The organism is Kocuria sp. JC486 (genome assembly GCF_011602805.1).
In the GTDB taxonomy this organism is placed as follows: domain Bacteria; phylum Actinomycetota; class Actinomycetes; order Actinomycetales; family Micrococcaceae; genus Kocuria; species Kocuria soli.
In genome coordinates this window covers 41,060-60,501 of sequence record NZ_JAAOZS010000003.1, presented here as the reverse complement: position 1 = coordinate 60,501, position 19,442 = coordinate 41,060, and the positions used below count along the sequence as shown (strand labels likewise).

The 19,442-nt window shown below is 67.8% G+C and carries 18 protein-coding genes; 6 read left to right on the top strand and 12 right to left on the bottom strand.

Features of this window, described 5'->3' with window-relative positions:
• Nucleotides 1–18: 18 nt before the first annotated feature.
• A complete protein-coding gene (locus GWK18_RS02510; RefSeq protein ID WP_123825473.1) occupies nt 19–237 on the top strand; it encodes a helix-turn-helix domain-containing protein in 219 nt (72 codons plus the stop codon).
• Nucleotides 238–318: 81 nt separating this feature from the next.
• Here GWK18_RS02510 and GWK18_RS02505 read toward each other — a convergent pair whose 3' ends face one another.
• Nucleotides 319–891: a hypothetical protein gene (locus GWK18_RS02505; protein ID WP_166832999.1), complete on the bottom strand. Its 573-nt coding sequence runs from the start codon at nt 889–891 to the stop codon at nt 319–321.
• Between the two features lie 217 nt (nt 892–1,108).
• Here GWK18_RS02505 and GWK18_RS13280 point away from each other — a divergent pair, with 217 nt between their 5' ends.
• Together GWK18_RS13280 and GWK18_RS02495 are read left to right on the top strand one after the other, a co-directional pair.
• Nucleotides 1,109–1,744: a LysM domain-containing protein gene (locus tag GWK18_RS13280; RefSeq protein ID WP_209280892.1), complete on the top strand. Its 636-nt coding sequence runs from the start codon at nt 1,109–1,111 to the stop codon at nt 1,742–1,744.
• A gap of 126 nt (nt 1,745–1,870) precedes the next feature.
• On the top strand, nt 1,871–2,323 hold the full coding sequence (locus GWK18_RS02495) for an Rv3235 family protein (protein WP_166832995.1): 453 nt from the start codon (nt 1,871–1,873) through the stop codon (nt 2,321–2,323).
• Between the two features lie 3 nt (nt 2,324–2,326).
• Here GWK18_RS02495 and secA read toward each other — a convergent pair whose 3' ends face one another.
• From secA to GWK18_RS02440, 11 genes are all read right to left on the bottom strand, one after another.
• Entirely contained in the window at nt 2,327–5,134 is a 2,808-nt protein-coding gene (gene secA, locus GWK18_RS02490) for a preprotein translocase subunit SecA (RefSeq protein ID WP_166832993.1), read from the bottom strand.
• A gap of 207 nt (nt 5,135–5,341) precedes the next feature.
• Nucleotides 5,342–6,022 carry a ribosome-associated translation inhibitor RaiA gene (gene raiA, locus GWK18_RS02485; protein ID WP_123825477.1) on the bottom strand — a complete coding sequence of 227 codons (681 nt, stop codon included), beginning with the start codon at nt 6,020–6,022 and terminating at the stop codon, nt 5,342–5,344.
• Between the two features lie 109 nt (nt 6,023–6,131).
• Entirely contained in the window at nt 6,132–6,992 is an 861-nt protein-coding gene (locus GWK18_RS02480; protein ID WP_123825478.1) for a phosphoribosyltransferase family protein, read from the bottom strand.
• Between the two features lie 120 nt (nt 6,993–7,112).
• On the bottom strand, nt 7,113–8,831 hold the full coding sequence (locus GWK18_RS02475; protein ID WP_166832991.1) for an LpqB family beta-propeller domain-containing protein: 1,719 nt from the start codon (nt 8,829–8,831) through the stop codon (nt 7,113–7,115).
• Nucleotides 8,828–11,137 (bottom strand): MtrAB system histidine kinase MtrB, encoded by a 2,310-nt coding sequence (mtrB, locus tag GWK18_RS02470; RefSeq protein WP_280720410.1) that lies wholly within the window; start codon nt 11,135–11,137, stop codon nt 8,828–8,830. The genes GWK18_RS02475 and mtrB overlap by 4 nt, the downstream gene beginning before the upstream one ends.
• Nucleotides 11,138–11,170: 33 nt before the next feature.
• Nucleotides 11,171–11,857, bottom strand: coding sequence for an MtrAB system response regulator MtrA (mtrA, locus tag GWK18_RS02465; RefSeq protein ID WP_123825480.1), 687 nt, complete (start codon nt 11,855–11,857; stop codon nt 11,171–11,173).
• Nucleotides 11,858–11,999: 142 nt separating this feature from the next.
• Nucleotides 12,000–13,073, bottom strand: coding sequence for a hypothetical protein (locus GWK18_RS02460; protein WP_166832989.1), 1,074 nt, complete (start codon nt 13,071–13,073; stop codon nt 12,000–12,002).
• Between the two features lie 17 nt (nt 13,074–13,090).
• Complete coding sequence (locus tag GWK18_RS02455; RefSeq protein WP_166832987.1) at nt 13,091–13,420, bottom strand: chorismate mutase; 330 nt, start codon at nt 13,418–13,420, stop codon at nt 13,091–13,093.
• A complete protein-coding gene (mnmA, locus tag GWK18_RS02450) occupies nt 13,417–14,610 on the bottom strand; it encodes a tRNA 2-thiouridine(34) synthase MnmA (RefSeq protein WP_209280891.1) in 1,194 nt (397 codons plus the stop codon). The genes GWK18_RS02455 and mnmA overlap by 4 nt, the downstream gene beginning before the upstream one ends.
• Nucleotides 14,611–14,746: 136 nt before the next feature.
• A complete protein-coding gene (locus GWK18_RS02445; RefSeq protein ID WP_166832985.1) occupies nt 14,747–16,012 on the bottom strand; it encodes a cysteine desulfurase family protein in 1,266 nt (421 codons plus the stop codon).
• Nucleotides 16,013–16,082: 70 nt separating this feature from the next.
• A complete protein-coding gene (locus GWK18_RS02440; protein WP_166832983.1) occupies nt 16,083–16,430 on the bottom strand; it encodes a metalloregulator ArsR/SmtB family transcription factor in 348 nt (115 codons plus the stop codon).
• A 199-nt stretch (nt 16,431–16,629) separates the two neighbouring features.
• Between GWK18_RS02440 and arsB the strand changes: the two genes are divergently transcribed.
• From arsB to GWK18_RS02425, 3 genes are all read left to right on the top strand, one after another.
• Entirely contained in the window at nt 16,630–17,697 is a 1,068-nt protein-coding gene (arsB, locus tag GWK18_RS02435; RefSeq protein WP_166833166.1) for an ACR3 family arsenite efflux transporter, read from the top strand.
• Between the two features lie 108 nt (nt 17,698–17,805).
• Nucleotides 17,806–18,666 (top strand): dihydropteroate synthase, encoded by an 861-nt coding sequence (gene folP, locus GWK18_RS02430; protein ID WP_348535807.1) that lies wholly within the window; start codon nt 17,806–17,808, stop codon nt 18,664–18,666.
• Complete coding sequence (locus GWK18_RS02425; RefSeq protein ID WP_166832979.1) at nt 18,659–19,438, top strand: dihydrofolate reductase family protein; 780 nt, start codon at nt 18,659–18,661, stop codon at nt 19,436–19,438. Before folP ends, GWK18_RS02425 begins: the two co-directional genes overlap by 8 nt.
• Nucleotides 19,439–19,442: the final 4 nt, after the last annotated feature.

The window sequence follows — 19,442 nt, the reverse complement described above, 5'->3', positions numbered from 1 at the left end:
GCCCCAGAAGGAGAAGTCGTGGCAAACGCCCAGTTCTACACCCTGGCGGACGTGGCGGAGATTCTCAGCGCCTCCCCCGCTCAGGTGCGAGCCATGGTGCGCTCCGGCGAGTTGCCCGCCATCCAGATCGGTGGCCGCGGCCAGTGGCGCATCCAGATCAGCGTCTTCGAGGAATGGGTGCAGCAGAAGCACCAGGAGACCGCGAAAGCGATCCACTCGGGCGTCTCGCTCGACTGATCACCCGCCGGCCAGGACGGCAAGTGATCTCACTTTCGGCGACCGGCGCCCTGCCGGGCGGCCCGTGGCCTGACACATCACTCAGACCGAGTCGGGCCCGTCCCCCACGTTCCGTGCCACCACGCACGCGACCGCCCCGTAGGGCACCGTTCGAATCGAACGTACGGAGCGCCGTCGTCGATATTCATCCGACGGGTGAAGGGCCAGGTCCAGGTGGTCACGCCCCGCACGGTCGATGGTTCCCTCCAGAACAACCGAAGGCCCGGACGTCAGATGCAGTTGCACGGCTGCGCGTGCCGTTGCCAGGGCGCGCATGGCGTGTGGCAACCCGAGACGACGCCGATGCTCCGGTGACTGCCGACGCACACCCAAACCTTCGATCCAGTCGACGGCCGCGAGCGGAACGAGCGTTTCATGGCCCTGCTCCTCAAGCACCACCCACCCCGCGCCGGCGGAGGCCACGAACCCGTCCAGGCCCCGACCACCGCGCAGGGAGATCCGGACAGGAGATCCCAGGTGCGCACCGAAACGATCCTCCAACAGCGCCTCGGCGGTCTCCGCGCGGGTGAGTTCGGCAGCCTCCATCTCCACACCGCGGTATCGCTCCGCGGCCAGCTGCGCCTCCATGTCGGCGAACAAGTCGTCCCAACGCATCGCTTCCCCTGTTCTGCCCCACACCCGGAATCTCAAGTGGCCTCCGTCACTTTACGCCACACAACAAGAAGTCACCCCTCGGCTATTGACTGAGATCGAACGTGCGCTCATGCTCTTGAACAACATCAAATGCAATCAATCACCATCAAATGACACTTGGTTGCCGTGACGTCATCCGACGCACGGACCGCTCAGACGACGAGAGTTGAGGTGCACGGTGACTCCGCGATCAGCACATCGCTTCACACCACCGCCGCCACCAGTCGGCGACGACGGGCGTGACTCGCACGAGTCTCCGCTGGACCTGTACTCCCCCGGTACTCCCGTGATCCTGGGCCTGGCCGCCCTGGGCCTGAACTCCGTACTCGAGGGCACGGCGGCTCACGCCGAACAGCCCGTGGTGACCGCGGTCGAGGACCCCGCGCACGAGCAGCGCGACACAGGAGTGCCCGAGGAGTCATCGACCGCCGTGCCGTCCCCGTTCTGGAGCAGCCAGGAACCCGCCGGGGGCGGACAGACCGGGCACACGGGCGACGACCACCCCAATGCAACCGCCGGTTCCCCCACCGCCCCACCGGCCCCGTCCAGGGGAGACACGTTCCCGTCCCGCCCCGCCCAGGACACCCACGCCGGTGCCGACAGGGTGGTCGAAGGCACGGTCACGGTTCGCGGCGGAGAGTCCTTGTGGTCCATCACCGCTGATCTGCTGGGGCCGGAGGCTGACGCGGCCCAGATCGCAGCCACCTGGCCCGAATTGTGGAAAGCCAACGCCGCCCAGGTCCCGGATCCCGACCTGCTTCAGGCCGGAACGGTGCTGACGGTTCCTGACTCCTTGCATCCGTCCGGGGCCTGAGAGCCGCAACCGTTCATCACCGTCCGTCCACCCGCCACCGAATACTTCGACAACGCCGACCGATCAGTTCGAAACCCCGAAAACTCCCAGTACCCCGAATGTTCCGATGACTCCGAGGAGCCCGACATGTCCATCTTCGCTCGCAGTGAAGCAGCAGGCACCCAGCAGCACGGGTACGTCTGGCGGGGACGACAGCAGGCAGCGACCACCTTCGCACTGGGGACGGAACGCGAACGAGTCACCGCTCTGACCCGAGCAGTGGCGGTCGCCGCGCTGGAAGTCATGGCCGGTACCCGGCCCGCCGCCCAGCTGCTGCGCTGGACCACACCGGAAATCGTGGACAAACTTCGCCGACGCTCTGGTGTACTGCAGCAGCGCCGTCTGCTGGAGCCGCCGCAGGCTCCGGTCCACGCAACGCACCGGCACTCCGAGGTCCTGCGGCAGCGTGTGTGCCACGTGACTGAGGGTGTCTACGAGGTCGCCCTGGTGATTCGCGACGACGCCCGGACCCGCGCCCTGGTCATCCGGGCCGAACGGCCCGAACTCGCATGGCGTGTCACGGTCCTGGAGATCGGCTGAGCCTCACTTGCCCTTGCGGGAACGACGCTTGGTGCCCTTGCGCTTGGCAGCCGCTTCGGCCTGACGGCGTTCCGCGCGAGACCTCGGCTGGGCCGTTGCGGCATCGGCGTCGGTGGACACCTTGTCCTGCGGGGATTCCGTGGGTGCTTCCGACGGGGAGTCCGCCCGCCCGTCGCCCTCCGACTGACCGTCCGCCGCGACCGTGGTGTTGGGCTCGGTGTGGACGTCGACGTCGCCGTCCTCGTCCGGGGCGGAGAACTGCAGGAACTTGGGCTGCTTAGGAACGTTGACGGACACCGCCCCGCCCGTGCCCGCGCGCTGCTTGGACAGGTCCATGTTGAACAGGTATGTGATGGTTTCCTCGCGAATGGCACCCATCATGGATTCGTACATGGTGAAGCCTTCGCGCTGGTATTCGACCAACGGGTCACGCTGGGCCATGGCCCGCAGACCGATACCGTCCTTGAGGTAGTCCATCTCGTAGAGGTGCTCGGGCCATTTCCGCCCCAGGACGGACAGCAGGACGCGGCGTTCCAGGTTCCGCATGGCCTCCGAGCCCACGGACTCCTCGCGCTCCTCGTACACCACCTGGGCGTCGGAGACGATCTGCTCGCGCAGGAACCCGGTGGTGAGCTTTTCGCGACCGCCCGCTTCCTCGATGAGTTCGTCCGCGGTGACGCCCACCGGGTACACCAGTCCAAGTGCCTCCCACAAACCTTCCAGGTCCCAGTCCTCCGGGTGCCCTGCGCTGGTCCGGTCCACGACGATCGAGCCCACCACGTCGGTGAGGAACTGTTGGATCTGCTCCTTGAGGTCGTCACCCTCCAGGATGCGGCGTCGGTCCTCGTAGATGGCCTTGCGCTGGCGGTTGAGAACGTCGTCGTACTTGAGCACGTTCTTGCGCTGTTCCGTGTTCCGGCCCTCGACCTGGTTCTGGGCCGAGGCGATGGCGCGGGAGACGATGCGGAATTCCAGGGCCGAGTCGTCCGCCGCGTTGGCCATGAGGCGAGCCGCACCGCCCGCGTTGAACAGGCGCATGAGGTCGTCGGTCAGGGACAGGTAGAAGCGCGACTCCCCCGGATCCCCCTGACGTCCGGAGCGGCCACGGAGCTGGTTGTCGATACGCCGGGATTCATGCCGTTCGGTGCCGAGCACGTACAGACCACCAAGATCCAGGACCTCCTGGTGCTCATCGCCGATCTCGAGCTCGGCCTCAGCGAGCACGGCCGGCCACGCCGCCTCGTACCCCTCCAGATCCCGCTCGGGGTCCAGGCCTTTTTCCTTCATGCGTTCGATGGCCATGGCCTCGGCGTTGCCACCCAGGATGATGTCGGTGCCGCGCCCGGCCATGTTGGTGGCCACCGTGACGGCACCCTTACGTCCCGCCTGCGCGACGATCGCTGCCTCACGAGCGTGGTTCTTGGCGTTGAGTACTTCGTGCCGGACCCCACGCTTGGACAGCAGCTTGGAGAGGTACTCGGACTTCTCCACGGACGTGGTGCCCACCAGGACAGGCTGACCCGTCTTGTACCGCTCCTCGATGTCTTGAACGACGGCGGCGAACTTGCGGACCTCGTCCTTGTAGACCAGGTCCGTCTTGTCCTGACGAATCATCGGCTTGTTGGTCGGGATGGCGACCACACCGAGTTCGTAGGTGTTCATGAACTCGGCCGCTTCGGTCTCCGCGGTACCGGTCATGCCCGCGAGCTTGTCGTAGAGACGGAAGTAGTTCTGCAGGGTGACGGTGGCCATCGTCTGGTTCTCGGGCTTGACCTCGACCTTTTCCTTGGCCTCGATCGCCTGGTGAACACCTTCGTTGTAGCGGCGGCCCTTGAGAATACGACCCGTGTGCTCGTCGACGATCTGCACTTCACCGCTCATGACCACGTAGTCCTTGTCCCGTTGGAACAGTTCCTTGGCCTTGAGCGCGTTGTTGAGGAAGCCAATCAGCGGGGTGTTGGCGGTGTCGTAGAGGTTCTCGATACCCAGCCAGTCCTCGACCTTGTCGATGCCGCCTTCCAGGACGGAGACCGTGCGCTTCTTCTCGTCAGCCTCGTAGTCCTCGTCCAGGTCCAGGCGCTGCACCAGGTTCGCAAAGACGGAGTACCAGCGGTTCGCATCACCGGAGGCCGGGCCCGAGATGATCAGAGGTGTACGGGATTCGTCGATGAGGATCGAGTCGACCTCGTCAACGATCGCGAAGTTGTGGCCGCGTTGGACGAGTTCGTCGACGTTCCACGCCATGTTGTCGCGCAGGTAGTCGAAGCCGAACTCATTGTTGGTTCCGTACGTGATGTCCGCTGCGTAGTGCTTGCGCCGCGTGGCAGGATCCTGGCCCGCCAGGATGGTCCCGGTCTCCAGGCCCAGGAAGCGGTAGATACGCCCCATCTGCTCGGCCTGGGAACCCGCCAGGAAGTCGTTGACGGTCACCACGTGCACGCCCTTGCCCGACAGCGCGTTCAGGTAGGCCGGTGCCGTTGCCACGAGCGTCTTGCCTTCGCCGGTCTTCATCTCGGCGATGTTGCCCAGGTGCAACGCGGCACCGCCCATGAGTTGGACGTCGTAGTGTCGCTTGCCCAACGTCCGGGAGGAGGCCTCGCGGACCACGGCAAAAGCTTCCGGCAGCAGGCGGTCCAGTGACTCGCCGTCCTCGATCCGGGAGCGGAAGGAGTCCGTTTCGGCACGCAGTTCTGCGTCGGTGAAGTCGCGGAAACCGTCCTCGAGCGAGTTGATCGCGTCGGAGTAGTCCTTGAGGCGCTTGAGCACCTTCTTGTCACCGGTCCGGAGCACCTTCTCCAGGATTGAGGCCACGTGCTCACGCTCCTTGTACGTCGTGGGGATATGTCCGCGGGGATCGCTACGTCGGGGGATCTCTACGGCGTGGGGCGACACGTCGCCGCGTCCCGACCCATACTCCCGTGGTGGCGGGGGCATGACAATCCGCCCCAGTGTACGCCAGTGGACATGACGACGGTGCGGGGTGATCTCTCGCCCCGCACCGTCGAAATCAGGTGTTGACTAGCCCGCCTGGTAGGCCCGGGCGGGTTCCGACTCCGTGTCGGTGGCCTCCGAGCTGAGACTAATTACACCGTATTCCCAGCCCTTCCGGCGATATGCGACCGACGGCTCACCGGTTTCCGCGTCAACGAACAGGTAGAAGTCGTGACCGACCAGTTCCATGCGATCCACGGCCTGGTCCACGGTCATGCGTTCCTCAGGGAACCGCTTGCGCCGGATCTCCACGGGCGGAACGTCGTCTTCCAGGCCGTACTCCGTGTCGAAGGCCTCGACCTCGGCAGCCGCGAGTTCCTGCTCGGAGGCATAGACCGGGCCATCGGTCGGTGCCACGGGCAGCGGACCAGTGGCCTCGAACACGGCGGTGGGACGATGGTGGCCGCGGTGCACCTTACGACGATCGCGGGCGCGGCGCAGCTGCTCGATCAGCTTGGCGTAGGCCTCGTCGAACACTGCGAACTTGTCATCACCCCGGGCCTCTGCACGGAGGACGGGGCCTCGCCCGATAACCGTGGCTTCGACCCGCATACCGTCACGACCGGGAGTGGGGTTCTCCTTGACGACCTTCACTTCGATCCGTTGGACCTTGTCACCCAGTTCTTCGAATTTCACGACCTTTTCGGCCACGTACTCCTTGAACCGTTCCGGAACGCTGACGTTGCGCCCCTGGATGATGAGCTCCATGGTGTCCTCCAGTCTCGCTGGTCACTGTGGAGACCGGCGATGCAACCTCCACCCCGGGGACCAATCCCGGTACCTCTCACGTTACCCCGCTCACACTTTGAATTCACCTTCACAGGCCTTCGTGGCCGACCCCGTGCGGCATGTTCCCTGTCGGCGTATGGGCCGCTGCCAGAACGACCGCGCCGAGGACCTCCGCCCCCGCGTCACGCAGGGTCCGACAGGCTCTGGACAACGTGGCCCCGGTGGTCACGACGTCGTCGATCAGGACCACCGCACCCGGCTGTGCCCGTCGGCCGGAGGGAAGACGACGTCCCGTTGCCACGCGGAAGTTCTGAGCACCCGAGCGCACCCGCGCGTCGGCAGAACGTGCTTTCTGCGCCCCTGCCTCCGCACGCGGACCAAGGTGCAGCCGCTGGGCCAGTTCGCGGATCGCACCGTCCGGGTCCCGGCTACGGTGCACCAACCAGGGTGTGACCGACGTCCCCGGCGGGAGGTTGACGCCCGGGCGCCCTGCCGAGAGCAGCTCGCCGACCGGATCGAACCACCGGCGACGGAGGGCCCGGGCGGAGGTGGGGATCGGCACCAGGTCCACCCGCCGTGGCCCCGCGGTGTCGTCGACCGGCCCCGGAGTTCCGAGGGCGGCGCGCACGGCTCGCAGCAGCACCGGCCCCAGTTCGGGAAGAAGGTCCGTGCGCCCGGCCTGCTTCATGGCCAGAAGACACGTAGCCAGTTCGTGTTCGTAGGTGCCCGCCGCGACGATGGGGAGTCCGTCGGCATGGCGGGCGTAGTGCTCGACACGTGCCGGATGGGCGGTGCTGCGATGGAGCAGGCGCCGACACGAGCGGCACAGCGCCGCTCCGGGCTCTCGGCACACGACGCACTCAACGGGCAGCACCGGTTCCAGACCGGTTGCGATCACCCCGGTCACAGCGGTGGCGACGCGATCCCATGCCTGTCCGTGGACACTCACGAGAGCAGCCTGCACCGCGGTTCCCACCACGGACCGACTCAGTTCACGACGGGTGTCGGCCCACTCAAGCGTGCCCGTCAGCGCGAGGACTGTGGAGCCCCATTCGCTGCGGGGTTGACGTCATCCGGCGAAGGCCGTCGATGCGATCTGGTCACTCTGCGGGGACCAGGACTCACCGGTGAGCAGGCGGAGTTCGTCCCCCGATTCGACGAAGATCTCGCGCTCCCCGTTGCCTCCCGCCACGTTGGTCACACCGTCGTCGACGTAGGGCAGTTCGCGGTAGCGCCCGGAGATGTCGTACAGCCGGGGCGCGGTACCGCCGTCGGTCACGGAGGTCGCCACGAACTGGGTCTCGCTGATCCACGCCGCGTCGCCCATCATCAGGTCGCCTTCCCCGGAGTCCACCAGGTACGGGGTGTTCAAGGACTGCGGTCTGCCGTCGTCGTCACGCTGAACCCCGCTGATCAGCACCTGTGCCGACTCTCCGTCGGAGACCACAATGAGGGCACGGGAACCGTCCCGGGAGATCTTCAGGGACCTGACCGCCCGACCGTCCAACCACGGTGCGTCGACGTCCTCGGCCTGCGTCCCTGCAGTCCCGGCATCCGCAGCCCTGACTTGACCGTCCCCGGTGCCCACCCAGACCCAGCCGTTGGGGTCCGTGGACGGAGCGGACAGGTCCTCTCCCGTGAACCGCTCAACGGCTTCGGGTTCGGCGTCGGTGAAGGTCACGAGCGTGGAGCCGTCGTCGACCAGGGCCGCGAATTCCGTCATGTCCGCATTCATCGCCGGATTCTGCGGCGCCTGCCCCACCAAAGCATCGGAGACCGAGTCCACGGCTTGGGTTTGCCCGCCCTGAAGATACACGAGTCGGTCTCCGTCCAGTCCGATCTGACGCGAAGGAACCGTGACGGGGTCGGGCGACAACGGGGACTGGTCATCCGCGCCGAGGTCCGCCTCTCCCCCGCCGGCCGACAGGTTCACGTTCTCCACGTTCCCCAGCGCCAAGAGGGTCAGACTCACCTGGGAGTACATGTTCCGGTTACCCACCACGTCCACGGCGCTGTAGTCCGGCACGTCCAGGGACACCTCGGCCGTCCCGTCCTGCACCGGCACAGAGGGGCCTGCGAGCTCGGTGCCCTCCGGGAAGGTGGAGTCAACGGAACCCTCCAGGTACGGGGCCGGGCCGTTCAACAGGGCCCGGATGATGGAGGTCGAGACTCCCTGGCGGTCCGGGAACCACCGGGGATCGGGCACCACGGTCTTGCCGTCCTTGCCGAGGAAGTACAGGTTGTGGGGCTGGTAGAGGTCGTCCAGGTTGGACGCCGGGACCAGGACCCCGTCGGGAACCGAGGAGATCCGCCACTGGCCGTCGACCTCGGTCAACTCCACGTCCATCTCCTCGCTGGAGCCCGCCTCGCGTCGCTTCATCACGCCGTGGTCATCGATCGTGGCGCGTTCGTCCACGCTGACCCGGACCTGGTTCTCCTCGAGTCCCTCCTGGATGCCGGCTGCGCCGGAGAAGACGACCGTGCGCTCGTACGGGCTCCAGGTCTCCGCCAGATCCGTCGTCAGATACTGCCGCGCCACGGCGTAATCGTCGTCCTGGCCCTGTCCTGCCGCCAGGAAGCCCTGAACGACCTCTTCGGGGGTCATGTCGGCTTCGGGGCCGGCGACGGCGGGTTCGGTGCTGGCGTCCGGGGTGGAGGACACCGGCGGATCCGCCTGGTGCACCGGTCCAGACGTGGGGATGGACGCGCAGCCAGAGAGCAACAGGGCCCCGGTCACGGTCACGGCCAGGGGCCACCGGTGCAGGGAGAACCTGTGTGTCCGCCTCATCGGGCACCACCCGTCTGGTCGTCGTCCTCAGCGTCGTGGAAAGCGGGCAGTTCACCCGAGTCGTCCGCGTAGAGGTCTTCGTAGGCCTCGTCGAGATCGTCGGCCGTGTCCTCGCCCAGGCCATGGACTGCCGCCGCCGGGACGGCCTCGAACTGATGGGCGCCGGTGACCCCCTCGTCGCTCACGGTGCTGGAGGTGAGGAAGTCGCCGCCGATGGCGGGACGCAGGCTGGTCATGCTCGCACCGAGTCCCTCCAGCCCTGCCGCGGCCCGCACGGGGTCGTGTTCCGGGACTGGGACGGTGTCGGTCCCGGATGCCCGGTCCCCTCCGGGGGTTTCCTCGGCCGAGTCGTCACCGTCGTCGTCGAGCGGGCTGATGACGGGGATCGTTTCCGTGACGGGCGCGATCACGGAATCGCGGTCCAGCGGGACCGCGGAGAATGTTCCGGTGTCTGTGACGACGGCGACCGACGGCAGTTCGTCGTCCACCGGGGGCAGATCCACCGGGCTGACGTCCGCGTCCGAGAGGGGGCGCGATCTGAGCAGGGGCAGGGTGAGGCGGAAGCACGCGCCGTCCCCGGGAGAGCCCCAGGCATCGAGTCGGCCGCCGTGCAGACGCGTGTCCTCGACGGCGATCGACAACCCGAGTCCGGTTCCACCCGTGGTGCGAGCACGGGCGGGGTCGGCACGCCAGAACCGGTTGAAGACCTTCTGGGTCTGCTCCGGCGTCATGCCGATGCCGTGGTCACGCACGGCGATCCCCACCGCGACGTCGGAGGCCTTGACCACGATGTCCACGGGGCGGCCTTCGCCGTGCTCCAGGGCGTTGACCAGGAGATTGCGCAAGATGCGATCGATCCGGCGCTGATCCATCTGCACGATGCACCGCTGGAGGTCCGAGTGCACGCGGACCACGGACCCTGAATTCGCAGCGAGCGGGGCCGTGGCCTCCAGGACCTCGTTGATCAGGGCGAAAAGATTGGTGCCGGAGATGTCCAGGCGGGCGGCACCGGCGTCGAACCGGGAGATCTCCAACAGGTCGGCCAACAGCGTGTCGAACCGGTCCACCTGGTTGTAGAGCAGTTCCGCGGACCGCCGGTTGACCGGGTCGAATTCGTCGCGGGCGTTGTGGAGCACCTCCGCCGCCATCCGCACCGTGGTCAGGGGCGTGCGCAGTTCGTGGGAAACGTCCGACACGAAGGTCTGTTGCATGGAGGACAGGCGTTCCAGCCGGGTGATCTGGTCCTCAAGGTTGTCGGCCATGCGGTTGAAGGACCGCCCCAGGCGGGCCACCTCGTGCGAACCTTCGACCTCCATGCGCACGCCCAGGTTGCCGTCTGCCAGAGACTCCGAAACTCGCGCGGTCGTGGACACGGGACGGACCACCTCCCGGGTCACGTACCCCACCACTCCAGAGACCAGCAGCGCCTGGACCAGGGTGGCCAGGATCAGCACGGCGTGGATCTCGTCCAGGGTGTTCTGGGGCTGGGAGAAGTCGTTGACCAGGTACAGCGCGTACTTGGAGCCTTGTTGGGGCTCCACCACGCGGCCCACGATCACCACAGGTACTGGGGCGCCGTTCTCGTCCATCCGGACCGATGAGGACTGCCAATAGGTCCCGTCCCCGCCGGCCACACGGTCCTGGAGCTCCTCCGGCACGGTGGCCGAGGTCATCCAACTGCTCTCCGCCTGGGCGGGAAGCATGTTCTGACCGGTCTCCGTGGACAGCGGCACGAGCACCCACCGACGCTGGCTGCTGGCGGGGTCGCTGTCCAGGTTGTCCAGGGTCGAGCTGACCAGCGTCTGCAGTTGCTCACGGTCCGCGGCGTCGGAGGCTTGGAAACTGGCCTGCACCTGGGTGAAGTCGGTGTCGGACTGCGCCAAGACCTGTTCCAGGCGGTCGTTGAACAGTCGCTCGGAGATCTGGTGGGACAGGAATGCGCCCGTGACCAGGAAGATCACCATGGCCCCGAGCATCGCGATGCTCACGGCACGGAACTGGAGGGACTGCCTCCACCGCCGGACCAGCAGTCCCAAGCGGAATCGCAACATGTTGATCGGACCCCGACGACGCCGGGGCGCCGCAGGCGGAGTCGGTCGCGCGGCAAAACGACGCGGAGTCGTGGCCTCCGCGGCCACCCGGGCATCGGCAGCGTGCCCCGGCTGCGGGCCAGCCGTCAGAGCGACCGGGGTGCGGCGCTCGTCGTGCTCGGATCCACCTGCGACCACGTCAGCGCGTTCGTCGATGACCCCGTCCTCAAGGGTGGGGCCCGAGTGCTGGGGCGGAGAATCCGTGCGTTCCGACATCGTGGTTCAGGCGAGCACCGTGGGCGGGCTCGCTCAGTGCCTTTCCAGGTGGCCCGCGCGGTAGCCGACTCCCCGCACGGTCACCACGATCTGCGGATTCTCGGGATCGCGCTCGATCTTGGAGCGCAGCCGCTGGACGTGCACGTTGACCAGACGTGTGTCAGCCGCATGCTGGTATCCCCAGACATCGCGCAGCAGCATTTCACGCGAGAACACCTGTTCGGGAGCACGCGCCAGAGTGGCCAGCAACTCGAACTCCAAGGGGGTCAGGCTGATCTCCACGCCGTCGCGGGTGACCTGGTGCCCGGTGATGTCGATCGTGACGTCACCGACCTCGAGTTCGTTGCTGGTGGCCCGGGACCCCGGGCGCAGCCTGGCTTTGACACGGGCCAACAGCTCTGCGGGCTTGAAGGGCTTGGGAATGTAGTCGTCGGCACCTGCCTCGAGCCCGCGGACCACGTCTTCGGTGTCCGACTTGGCGGTAAGCATGACGATCGAGACGTCCGAGGCGGTTCGGATCTCGCGGCAGATCTGGATGCCGTCCTTGCCGGGCAGCATGAGGTCCAGGAGCACCAGGTCCGGTTGGGCGTCGTGGAAGGCCTGGACGGCCTCGGCGCCGTCGGCGCAGAACACGGTTTCGTACTCCTCGGCGTTGAGGATGATCCCGATCATTTCTGCCAGAGCTGCGTCGTCGTCGACGACCAGAATGCGTGCGTTCACCGATCCTCCATCATCAGGGCTCCCCGCTCATTCCTGGTCCGGCGCAGGCAGCCTGGGTGTACGGTACCGCCGCCATGATGTCATGCCGCGGTCAGTGTCCGCCCATGCCGGGTTCACCCGCCGACGTCGGGGTGGCAGTGTGTCACGCGTCGAGTGCCACCTCGTGCAACGCGTGGGCCAGGTCCGTCGCCCGCTCGGTCGCGCGCCGGACCTCGTGCGGCGCGTGGGCCTCAAGACCTGCGTCGGGGGCGACCGTGACCTGGTCCAGCAGTTGGGCCCGCAACCCCAGGTCGGTCCACGGCCTCGCCACGGACTCGACGAGTCGGCCGACCGGCACGAACCGGTCCGAACCGCCACGCGTGAGCGCGGGCAGAAGGAGACCGATCCGCACGTCGTTCTCCACGACGGCGGCGATCGGCTCCCAGTCCTCGGCCGCCGACCCCGGGTGGGCCAGGTACAACCTGTCCACGGCGCCGCCCGCGTGATGACGGGGGTCGACGCCGTCGGGAAGGACGAGTTCGGTCTCCACCGCGCCCGCGGCGCGCGCGGACTCGGCCAGGAGTTCCACGGCGCGGTCCACCTCGTGCTTCGGAACGGCCCGCAGGGTGCGGTACCCGCTGGCCGTGGGAACCTCGCCGTTCAGCACGCGTGCCAGGTCGGGTTCACGCAACCGCAGCACGATCGGGCGCCCGTCCGCTGAGTCGCGGACCGAGCGCAGGTGTGAACCCACGCCGTCGGCCAGGGCCTCGGCCACGTCCCGGCGGGCACCGTGGTCCAGCAGGACCTTCTCCCCGTTGTGGAGGTGAAGGGACGCCGCCAGGGACATCGGCCCGAGCAGTTCCACGACGACCGGGCCGCGGTCGCCGTCGGTCTCGGCTCCCAGGACGTCGGCGAGCACGTTCACGTCGCTGGCCACCAGTGCGGCCGCGGCGCGGGACTCCTTGCCGTCGTGGCGGGTCAGCCGCCACCCGTGCGGTTGCAGGTCCGTCCACAGGTCGGTCAGGACCGTGGCGGTTCGGGGCACCGGATGTGCTACGTCGGAACGCGCGGCCAGGATCGGCAGGACGCCGCGGTGCGGTGCACCGAGTTCGCCGCGCAGCATGGTGACGGTCTCCACCATGTTCGTTCCCGGCAACTGGCCGAGCACCGTGGCGCGGGCCGTTTCCGGACGTTGCTCCAAAGCTGCGTGACCGGTGACCTGGGTGCGCTCAGGCATCGGCCTCGGCTCGGTGTTCATCGTTCATCGGCGCGTTGTTCGTCAGCTCGGTGTTCCTCGGCGATGCGTTCATGACGCTGGATGACCTCGCTGATGATGAAGTTCAGGATCTTCTCCGCGAACTCCGGGTCCAGCTGCGCCTCGGAGGCCAACCGGCGCAGCCGTTCGATCTGCAGCTTCTCCCGCTCGGGGTCACCGGCGGGGAGATCGTTGAGAGCCTTGAGTTCCCCCACACGCTGGGTGGCTTTGAACCGTTCCGCCAACACGCCCACCAGGACCGCGTCCAGGTTGTCGATGGTGTCGCGGATGGAACGCAGCTCGGTCATGGCCTGTTCGGACGCCTTCATGCGCTCGATCCTAAGTCAGCCGGGGCCCCTGCCCGAGCCGTGTTGATCTTGGCCTGCCCCAGCACGCGCGTTCCGTCGTAGACCACGGCCGACTGGCCGGGCGCCACGCCCTTGAGGGAATCGTCCAGGACAATGATCAGTTCCACCCGGGTCGCGGGCTCCGCGGCGTCGTCGTCCACGGCGGACTCGAGCCACGCCGTGGCAGGCAAGGACTCACCGTGGGCACGGACCTGGACCTCCACGCGGATCGACGACGACGTCGCCCCCGCCGGCTGCGGCTGCTCCGCCAGGAACTGCTCGAAGGCTGGAACGGGCTGCCCGGCCCACGACGCACGGATGCCACGGATGGTGCGGACCGCGAGCTGCTCCTTGGCCCCCACGACCACTTCATTGGTCTTGGGACGGATCTCCAGGACGAACCGGGGCTTGCCGTCGGGTGCGGGTCGGCCGATCTTCAGCCCCTTGCGCTGACCGACCGTGTAGGCCAGTGCGCCGTCGTGCTGCCCCAGGTCGTTGCCCTGGTCGTCCAGGATTCGACCGGGTTCCAGGTCGATGCGCTCGGAGAGCCATCCGCGGGTGTCGCCGTCGGGGATGAAGCAGATGTCGTGGGAGTCCGGCTTGGAGGCCACGGACAGGCCGCGGCGGGCGGCCTCTTCTCGGATCTGGGCCTTCGAGGGTGTGTCCCCCAGGGGGAACAGGCAGTGGTTGAGCTGCTGTTCGTCCAGCACGCCGAGCACGTAGGACTGGTCCTTGGCGTCCTCGGCGGCGCGGTGCAGTTGCGGGTGGCCGTCCACGGTCACCACGTTGGCGTAGTGGCCGGTGCACACCGCGTCGAACCCCAGCGCCATCGCCTTTTCCAGCAGGGCCGCGAACTTGATCTTTTCGTTGCAGCGCAGGCACGGGTTGGGGGTGCGTCCGGCAGCGTACTCGGCCACGAAGTCGTCGACCACGTCTTCCTTGAAGCGTTCGGAGAAGTCCCACACGTAGAACGGGATGCCGAGTTTCTCGGCGGCCCGCCAGGCGTCGTTGGAGTCCTCCACGGTGCAGCATCCGCGGGAGCCCGTGCGCAGGGTGCCGGGCATGCGGTTGAGGGCCAGGTGGACTCCGGTGACGTCGTGGCCGGCGTCCACGGCTCGGGCGGCGGCGACCGCCGAGTCGACGCCTCCGGACATGGCTGCGAGCACGCGCAATGGATTCTCCTGTGTGGGTCGAACGGTGTGGTTCGGAAGGTGTGGGTGAAAGCGGTGGGTCGGAACGAGCTGGATCGGACGGGGTCTGCGAGTCGGTTCAGGTTTTGGCCCGAGACTCCGGCTCCGGGGGCCGCCCCTACCCCAACGACGAGACGCGCCCGGCCATTCCCGCGGCCTTCGCGCGACCGTACACCTCGGGCAGAACGGCCAGAAGGGCAGCGACGTCGTCGTGGGTGGAACCGTGGCCCAGGGTGAAGCGTTGGGCGCCGCGGGCTGTGTCCTCGTCCAGGCCCAGGGCCAACAGGACCGACGACGGGCGCGGGACCCCGGCGGAGCAGGCAGAACCTGTGGAGGTCGCGATGCCGGCGGCGTCCAGGAGGAACAGCAGGGAATCGCCCTCCGCACCGGGGAAGGTGAAGTGGACGTTGTTGGGCAACCGGGTTCCGGTGTGTTCGAAATCCTCCGGTCCGCGGAGCACGGCCTCTGGAACCGCGGCGCGGATGCCACGGATCAGGTCGTCACGCAACGAGGCGATACGCTCCGACTCGGTCGCGAGGTCACCGCACACGGTGTCCACGGCTGCCGCGAAGGCGGCCGCCCCCGCGGCGTCCAGGGTGCCCGAACGCAGCGAGCGCTGTTGCCCGCCGCCGTGGAGGGTGGTGTCCAGCTTGACGTCCCGGCCGACGTAGAGCGCACCGGTGCCCACGGGCGCCCCGATCTTGTGTCCCGTCACGGCCAGGGTGGCGATGCCCGGAAGGCTGGCATCCACCGGAAGAGCGCCGAAGGCCTGAACGGCGTCCACGTGCAGCGGGACCCCGTGCTCCTGACACACGGCTGCAAGCTCGGCAACGGGCTGGACGGTGCCGATTTCGTTGTTGGCCCACATGACGGCCACCAGGGCCACCTGATCCGGGGCCCGGGCGATCATGTCCCGCAGCACCGTGGGGCTGACCCGCCCCTGGGCATCCACCGGCACGATTTCCAACTGCGCGCCGTGGCGGTCGGCCAGGAACTGGGCGCTCTCCATCACCGCAGGGTGTTCGACGGCGGAGACCAGGACCCGGGTCCGCGCTGGGTTTTCCTGGTGGCGCCGGCCGTAGAGGCCCTTGACCGCCAAGTTGTCGGCCTCTGTCCCCCCGGAGGTGAAGATGACCTCCACGGAGTCCACGTTCAGTGCCCGGGCGACGGTGTCCCGGCTTTCCTCCAGAACGCGACGTGCGCTCCTGCCGGTGGCGTTGATGGCCGACGGGTTTCCGCCGCGCTGGAGCTGGTCGAGCATGGCGGTCGCCGCCTGCGGAAGCGTGGGGTGCGTGGCCGCGTGGTCCAAGTACACCTGGGACGCCCGAGATGCCGGACCGGAGGTCGGCACGCTGGACGTCAGGGTCGGGTCAGGGGTGGGCATGGGGCCAGTCTACGAGCGTCGTCGAGTCCTCTGGAGGGGCCGAGTGAGTGCGGTCACGCGGCGCTCGTCGTCAGGAGCCGGGCAGAACGTCGGCGACGAGCGCAGCCATCCGCTCGCCCCGTTCCGTGGTGCGGTAATGCACCCAGGTACCGCGGCGGTCACTCGTGACCAGCCCGGTCTCCCGGAGCTTGCGCAGGTGGTGGGAGACCGTGGGCTGGGACAGTCCCATGCCGTCCAGATGACACACGCAAACCTCCCCCTCCACGCCCGCGATCTGTAGGAACAGGCGCAGTCTGGCGGAGTCCGCGAGGGCCTTGAACTCGGCCGCCACGGCGTCAGCAGTCCGCGCGGGCAGGGGCTGCGGCACCGTGTCCTGGAGGACCGGCAGCAGTTCCGACGGCGTGACGTTCTGGGGCATTCACCCATGATGGCACAGGTGAATTGACAATCTTCGAAGCAGTGGGCCACCCTGACGTTGTGCATTGACATACATCGATGCAAGGGCGAGCCCGAAACCTTGGGACCGCACACGGAGATTCGACAGGAGTTGCGTCATGACGTCAGGACCCACGAAGGCCGTGAGGGACGGTTCGCGTGGCCCGGAGCCGGACGCCCCGATGCGCCGCCATCTGTCCACCCTCGACCGTTTCCTCCCCGTGTGGATCGGGCTGGCCATGATCACCGGTCTCGCTCTGGGGCGGCTGATTCCCGGCCTGGGCGACTTCCTGGCCTGGCTCGAGGTCGGCGGCATCTCGCTGCCGATCGCCTTCGGTCTGCTGGTCATGATGTACCCGGTGCTCGCCAAGGTCCGCTACGACCGGCTCGGGAGCGTGACCGCGGACAAGCGCATGCTCGGTGGCTCCCTGGTGCTCAACTGGCTGGTCGGCCCGGCCTTGATGTTCGCCCTGGCCTGGATCTTCCTGCCTGATCTGCCGGAGTACCGCACGGGCTTGATCATCGTGGGTCTGGCCCGGTGCATCGCCATGGTCATCATCTGGAACGACCTCGCGTGTGGGGATCGCGAGGCGGCGGCCGTCCTGGTGGCGATCAACAGCGTGTTCCAGGTGGTCGCTTTCAGCGGGCTCGCCTGGTTCTACCTGGTGGGGCTGCCGGGCTGGCTGGGTCTGGATCAGCAGGGTCTGGAGGTTTCCACGTGGGAGATCGCCGTCTCGGTCCTCGTGTTCCTGGGCATCCCCCTGGTGGCGGGCTTCCTGACCCGCACCCTTGGCGAGCGTCGCCGCGGGCGCAAGTGGTACGAATCGAAGGTCCTGCCGACGATCGGCCCGTGGGCTCTCTACGGGCTGCTGTTCACGGTGGTTCTCCTGTTCGCGCTCCAGGGCGACCGCATCACCTCGCAGCCCTGGGACGTCGCCAGGATCGCGGTTCCTCTCCTGGTGTACTTCTCCGTCATGTGGGGCGCCGGATTCGTCGTCGGGCGCACGCTCGGACTGGGCTACGCACGGACCACCACGCTGGCCTTCACGGCGGCGGGCAACAACTTCGAGCTCGCGATCGCCGTGGCCATCGGCACCTTCGGCGTCACCTCCGGGCAAGCCTTGGCCGGCGTGGTCGGCCCGTTGATCGAGGTGCCCGCTCTGGTGGCACTGGTCTACGCAGCCTTGGCATTGCGAAAACACTTCAAGAACGACGACGCCCCGCACCGACCCCAGGAACGCTTGACCTGACGGCCCGGTACCGTGAGGTGCGTGACCGATCCGCACGCACCTGTCCCGCCGCCCTTGGGTTTCCACCCGGACTTTATGGCTCCCGTTCGCCTGATGGGACCGCGGCGCGTGGATTTCCGCACCGACCTGTTGGTCATGGCCGTGGTCAATCGCACCCCCGATTCGTTCTACGACCGGGGCCGCACCTTTGCCCTGGGCGCCGCCGTGAACGCCGGTCTCCGAGCCGTGGACGAGGGCGCCGACTGGGTGGACATCGGCGGGGTGCCGTTCTCCCCCGGTGAGCCCTTGCCTGCAGCCGCTGAGCAGGAACGTGTCCTGCCCGTCGTCGAAGGCATCCGGGCGGCCCGCCCGGATGTCATCATCTCCGTGGACACTTTTCACGCGAGCGTCGCCGACGCGTGCCTGGCCGCGGGTGCGGACGTCGTGAACGACACCACCGGGCTCTCCGATCCGGACATGCTCTCGGTGGTTCGCGAGCACGGTGCGCACCTGGTCATCACTCATTCGCTGACCTCCTCCCCCGCCTCGACCCGGACCGTGGTCCCGCGCCCCACCTACGACGACGTGGTGGCCGACGTCCTCCGGTTCCTGACAGGACGAGTGGAGGCCGCGTTGTCGAGCGGGTTGCGCACCGACCAGCTCGTGATCGACCCGGGTCACGATCTCAACAAGAACACCGCCCACTCACTGGAACTGACCCGCCGTTTCGCGGAGATCGCGGCCCTGGGTCACCCGGCCTTGGCGGCGGTGTCCAACAAGGATTTCGTGGGTGAGTCCCTGGGCCTGCCCAAGGAGGAGCGCGGTGAGGGGTCTCTGGTGGCCGCTGCCGCGTGTGCGTTCGGAGGGGCCAGGATTTTTCGGATGCACGACGCCCGCGGCTCCCGCCGGGCCCTGGACATGGCGGCGGCCGTCCTGGGGTTGCGCGAGCCGATCGACCCGCAGCACAACATGGGAGACCGCAATGCCTGAGACCGTGACGCATTTCGACCGCCTGTGGCCGGAGCCGGGTCAGGTCTCCCCCACTGAACTGCGCGAAACGTATCTGTCCACCTGGCCGGACTCCCGCGAGGGCGCGGTGGCAATGATGATTTCCTCCTTGGACGGCTCGGCCGTCCTGCACGGGGTGTCCGGTGGGCTGTCCTCTCCGGCGGATCAGCTGCTCATGGACCTGCTCCGGAGCGTGGCGGACGTCGTGATGGTGGGTGCGGGGACCCTGCGGGACGAAGGCTACGGCGGTCTCACTGTGTCCGAGGATTCCGTCGCCTGGCGGACTACGCACGGGATGGACGAGCACCCCACCCTGGCGGTGGTGTCCGCCGCCTTGGACCTGAGCGTTGACACCCCATTCCTGGCCCAGGCCCCGACCCGGCCGATCATCTTCACCGGTCCCGACGCACCGGTGGACAAAGTCCGGGAGCTGACCGAGGTGGCCGACGTCGTCGCGCTCGGCAGCGGGCCCGGAGCGGACCCCGAGCTGATCCACGACCATCTCGCCGACCGCGGGTACCACCGGGTGGTGTGCGAAGGCGGCCCCACCTTGCTCAGCCACTGGTTCGCCGCCGAGCGAGTGGCTGAACTGCACCTGAGCCTGGCGCCTGCTCTGACAGGCGGTTCCGGGCAGCGCATTGCCCACGACGACGCTGCGGGGCAACCATGCACGGCCCGGCACACGGAACTTCTCCAGGTGCTGCGGGACGGCTCGATGCTCATGCTGCGGCAGCGTGTCCTGGCCGAGTCCTGAGCCG

What these genes read in the sequence shown, in the direction of transcription:
- GWK18_RS02460 (WP_166832989.1), bottom strand. Translation starts at nt 13,073, where the DNA reads ATGCCTGAGCGCACCCAGGTCACCGGTCACGCAGCTTTGGAGCAACGT.
- GWK18_RS02445 (WP_166832985.1), bottom strand. Translation starts at nt 16,012, where the DNA reads ATGCCCACCCCTGACCCGACCCTGACGTCCAGCGTGCCGACCTCCGGT.
- GWK18_RS02505 (WP_166832999.1), bottom strand. Translation starts at nt 891, where the DNA reads ATGCGTTGGGACGACTTGTTCGCCGACATGGAGGCGCAGCTGGCCGCG.
- arsB (WP_166833166.1), top strand. Translation starts at nt 16,630, where the DNA reads ATGCGCCGCCATCTGTCCACCCTCGACCGTTTCCTCCCCGTGTGGATC.
- GWK18_RS02440 (WP_166832983.1), bottom strand. Translation starts at nt 16,430, where the DNA reads ATGCCCCAGAACGTCACGCCGTCGGAACTGCTGCCGGTCCTCCAGGAC.
- mtrB (WP_280720410.1), bottom strand. Translation starts at nt 11,137, where the DNA reads ATGTCGGAACGCACGGATTCTCCGCCCCAGCACTCGGGCCCCACCCTT.
- GWK18_RS02425 (WP_166832979.1), top strand. Translation starts at nt 18,659, where the DNA reads ATGCCTGAGACCGTGACGCATTTCGACCGCCTGTGGCCGGAGCCGGGT.
- GWK18_RS02495 (WP_166832995.1), top strand. Translation starts at nt 1,871, where the DNA reads ATGTCCATCTTCGCTCGCAGTGAAGCAGCAGGCACCCAGCAGCACGGG.
- raiA (WP_123825477.1), bottom strand. Translation starts at nt 6,022, where the DNA reads ATGGAGCTCATCATCCAGGGGCGCAACGTCAGCGTTCCGGAACGGTTC.
- GWK18_RS02475 (WP_166832991.1), bottom strand. Translation starts at nt 8,831, where the DNA reads ATGAGGCGGACACACAGGTTCTCCCTGCACCGGTGGCCCCTGGCCGTG.
- GWK18_RS02455 (WP_166832987.1), bottom strand. Translation starts at nt 13,420, where the DNA reads ATGAAGGCGTCCGAACAGGCCATGACCGAGCTGCGTTCCATCCGCGAC.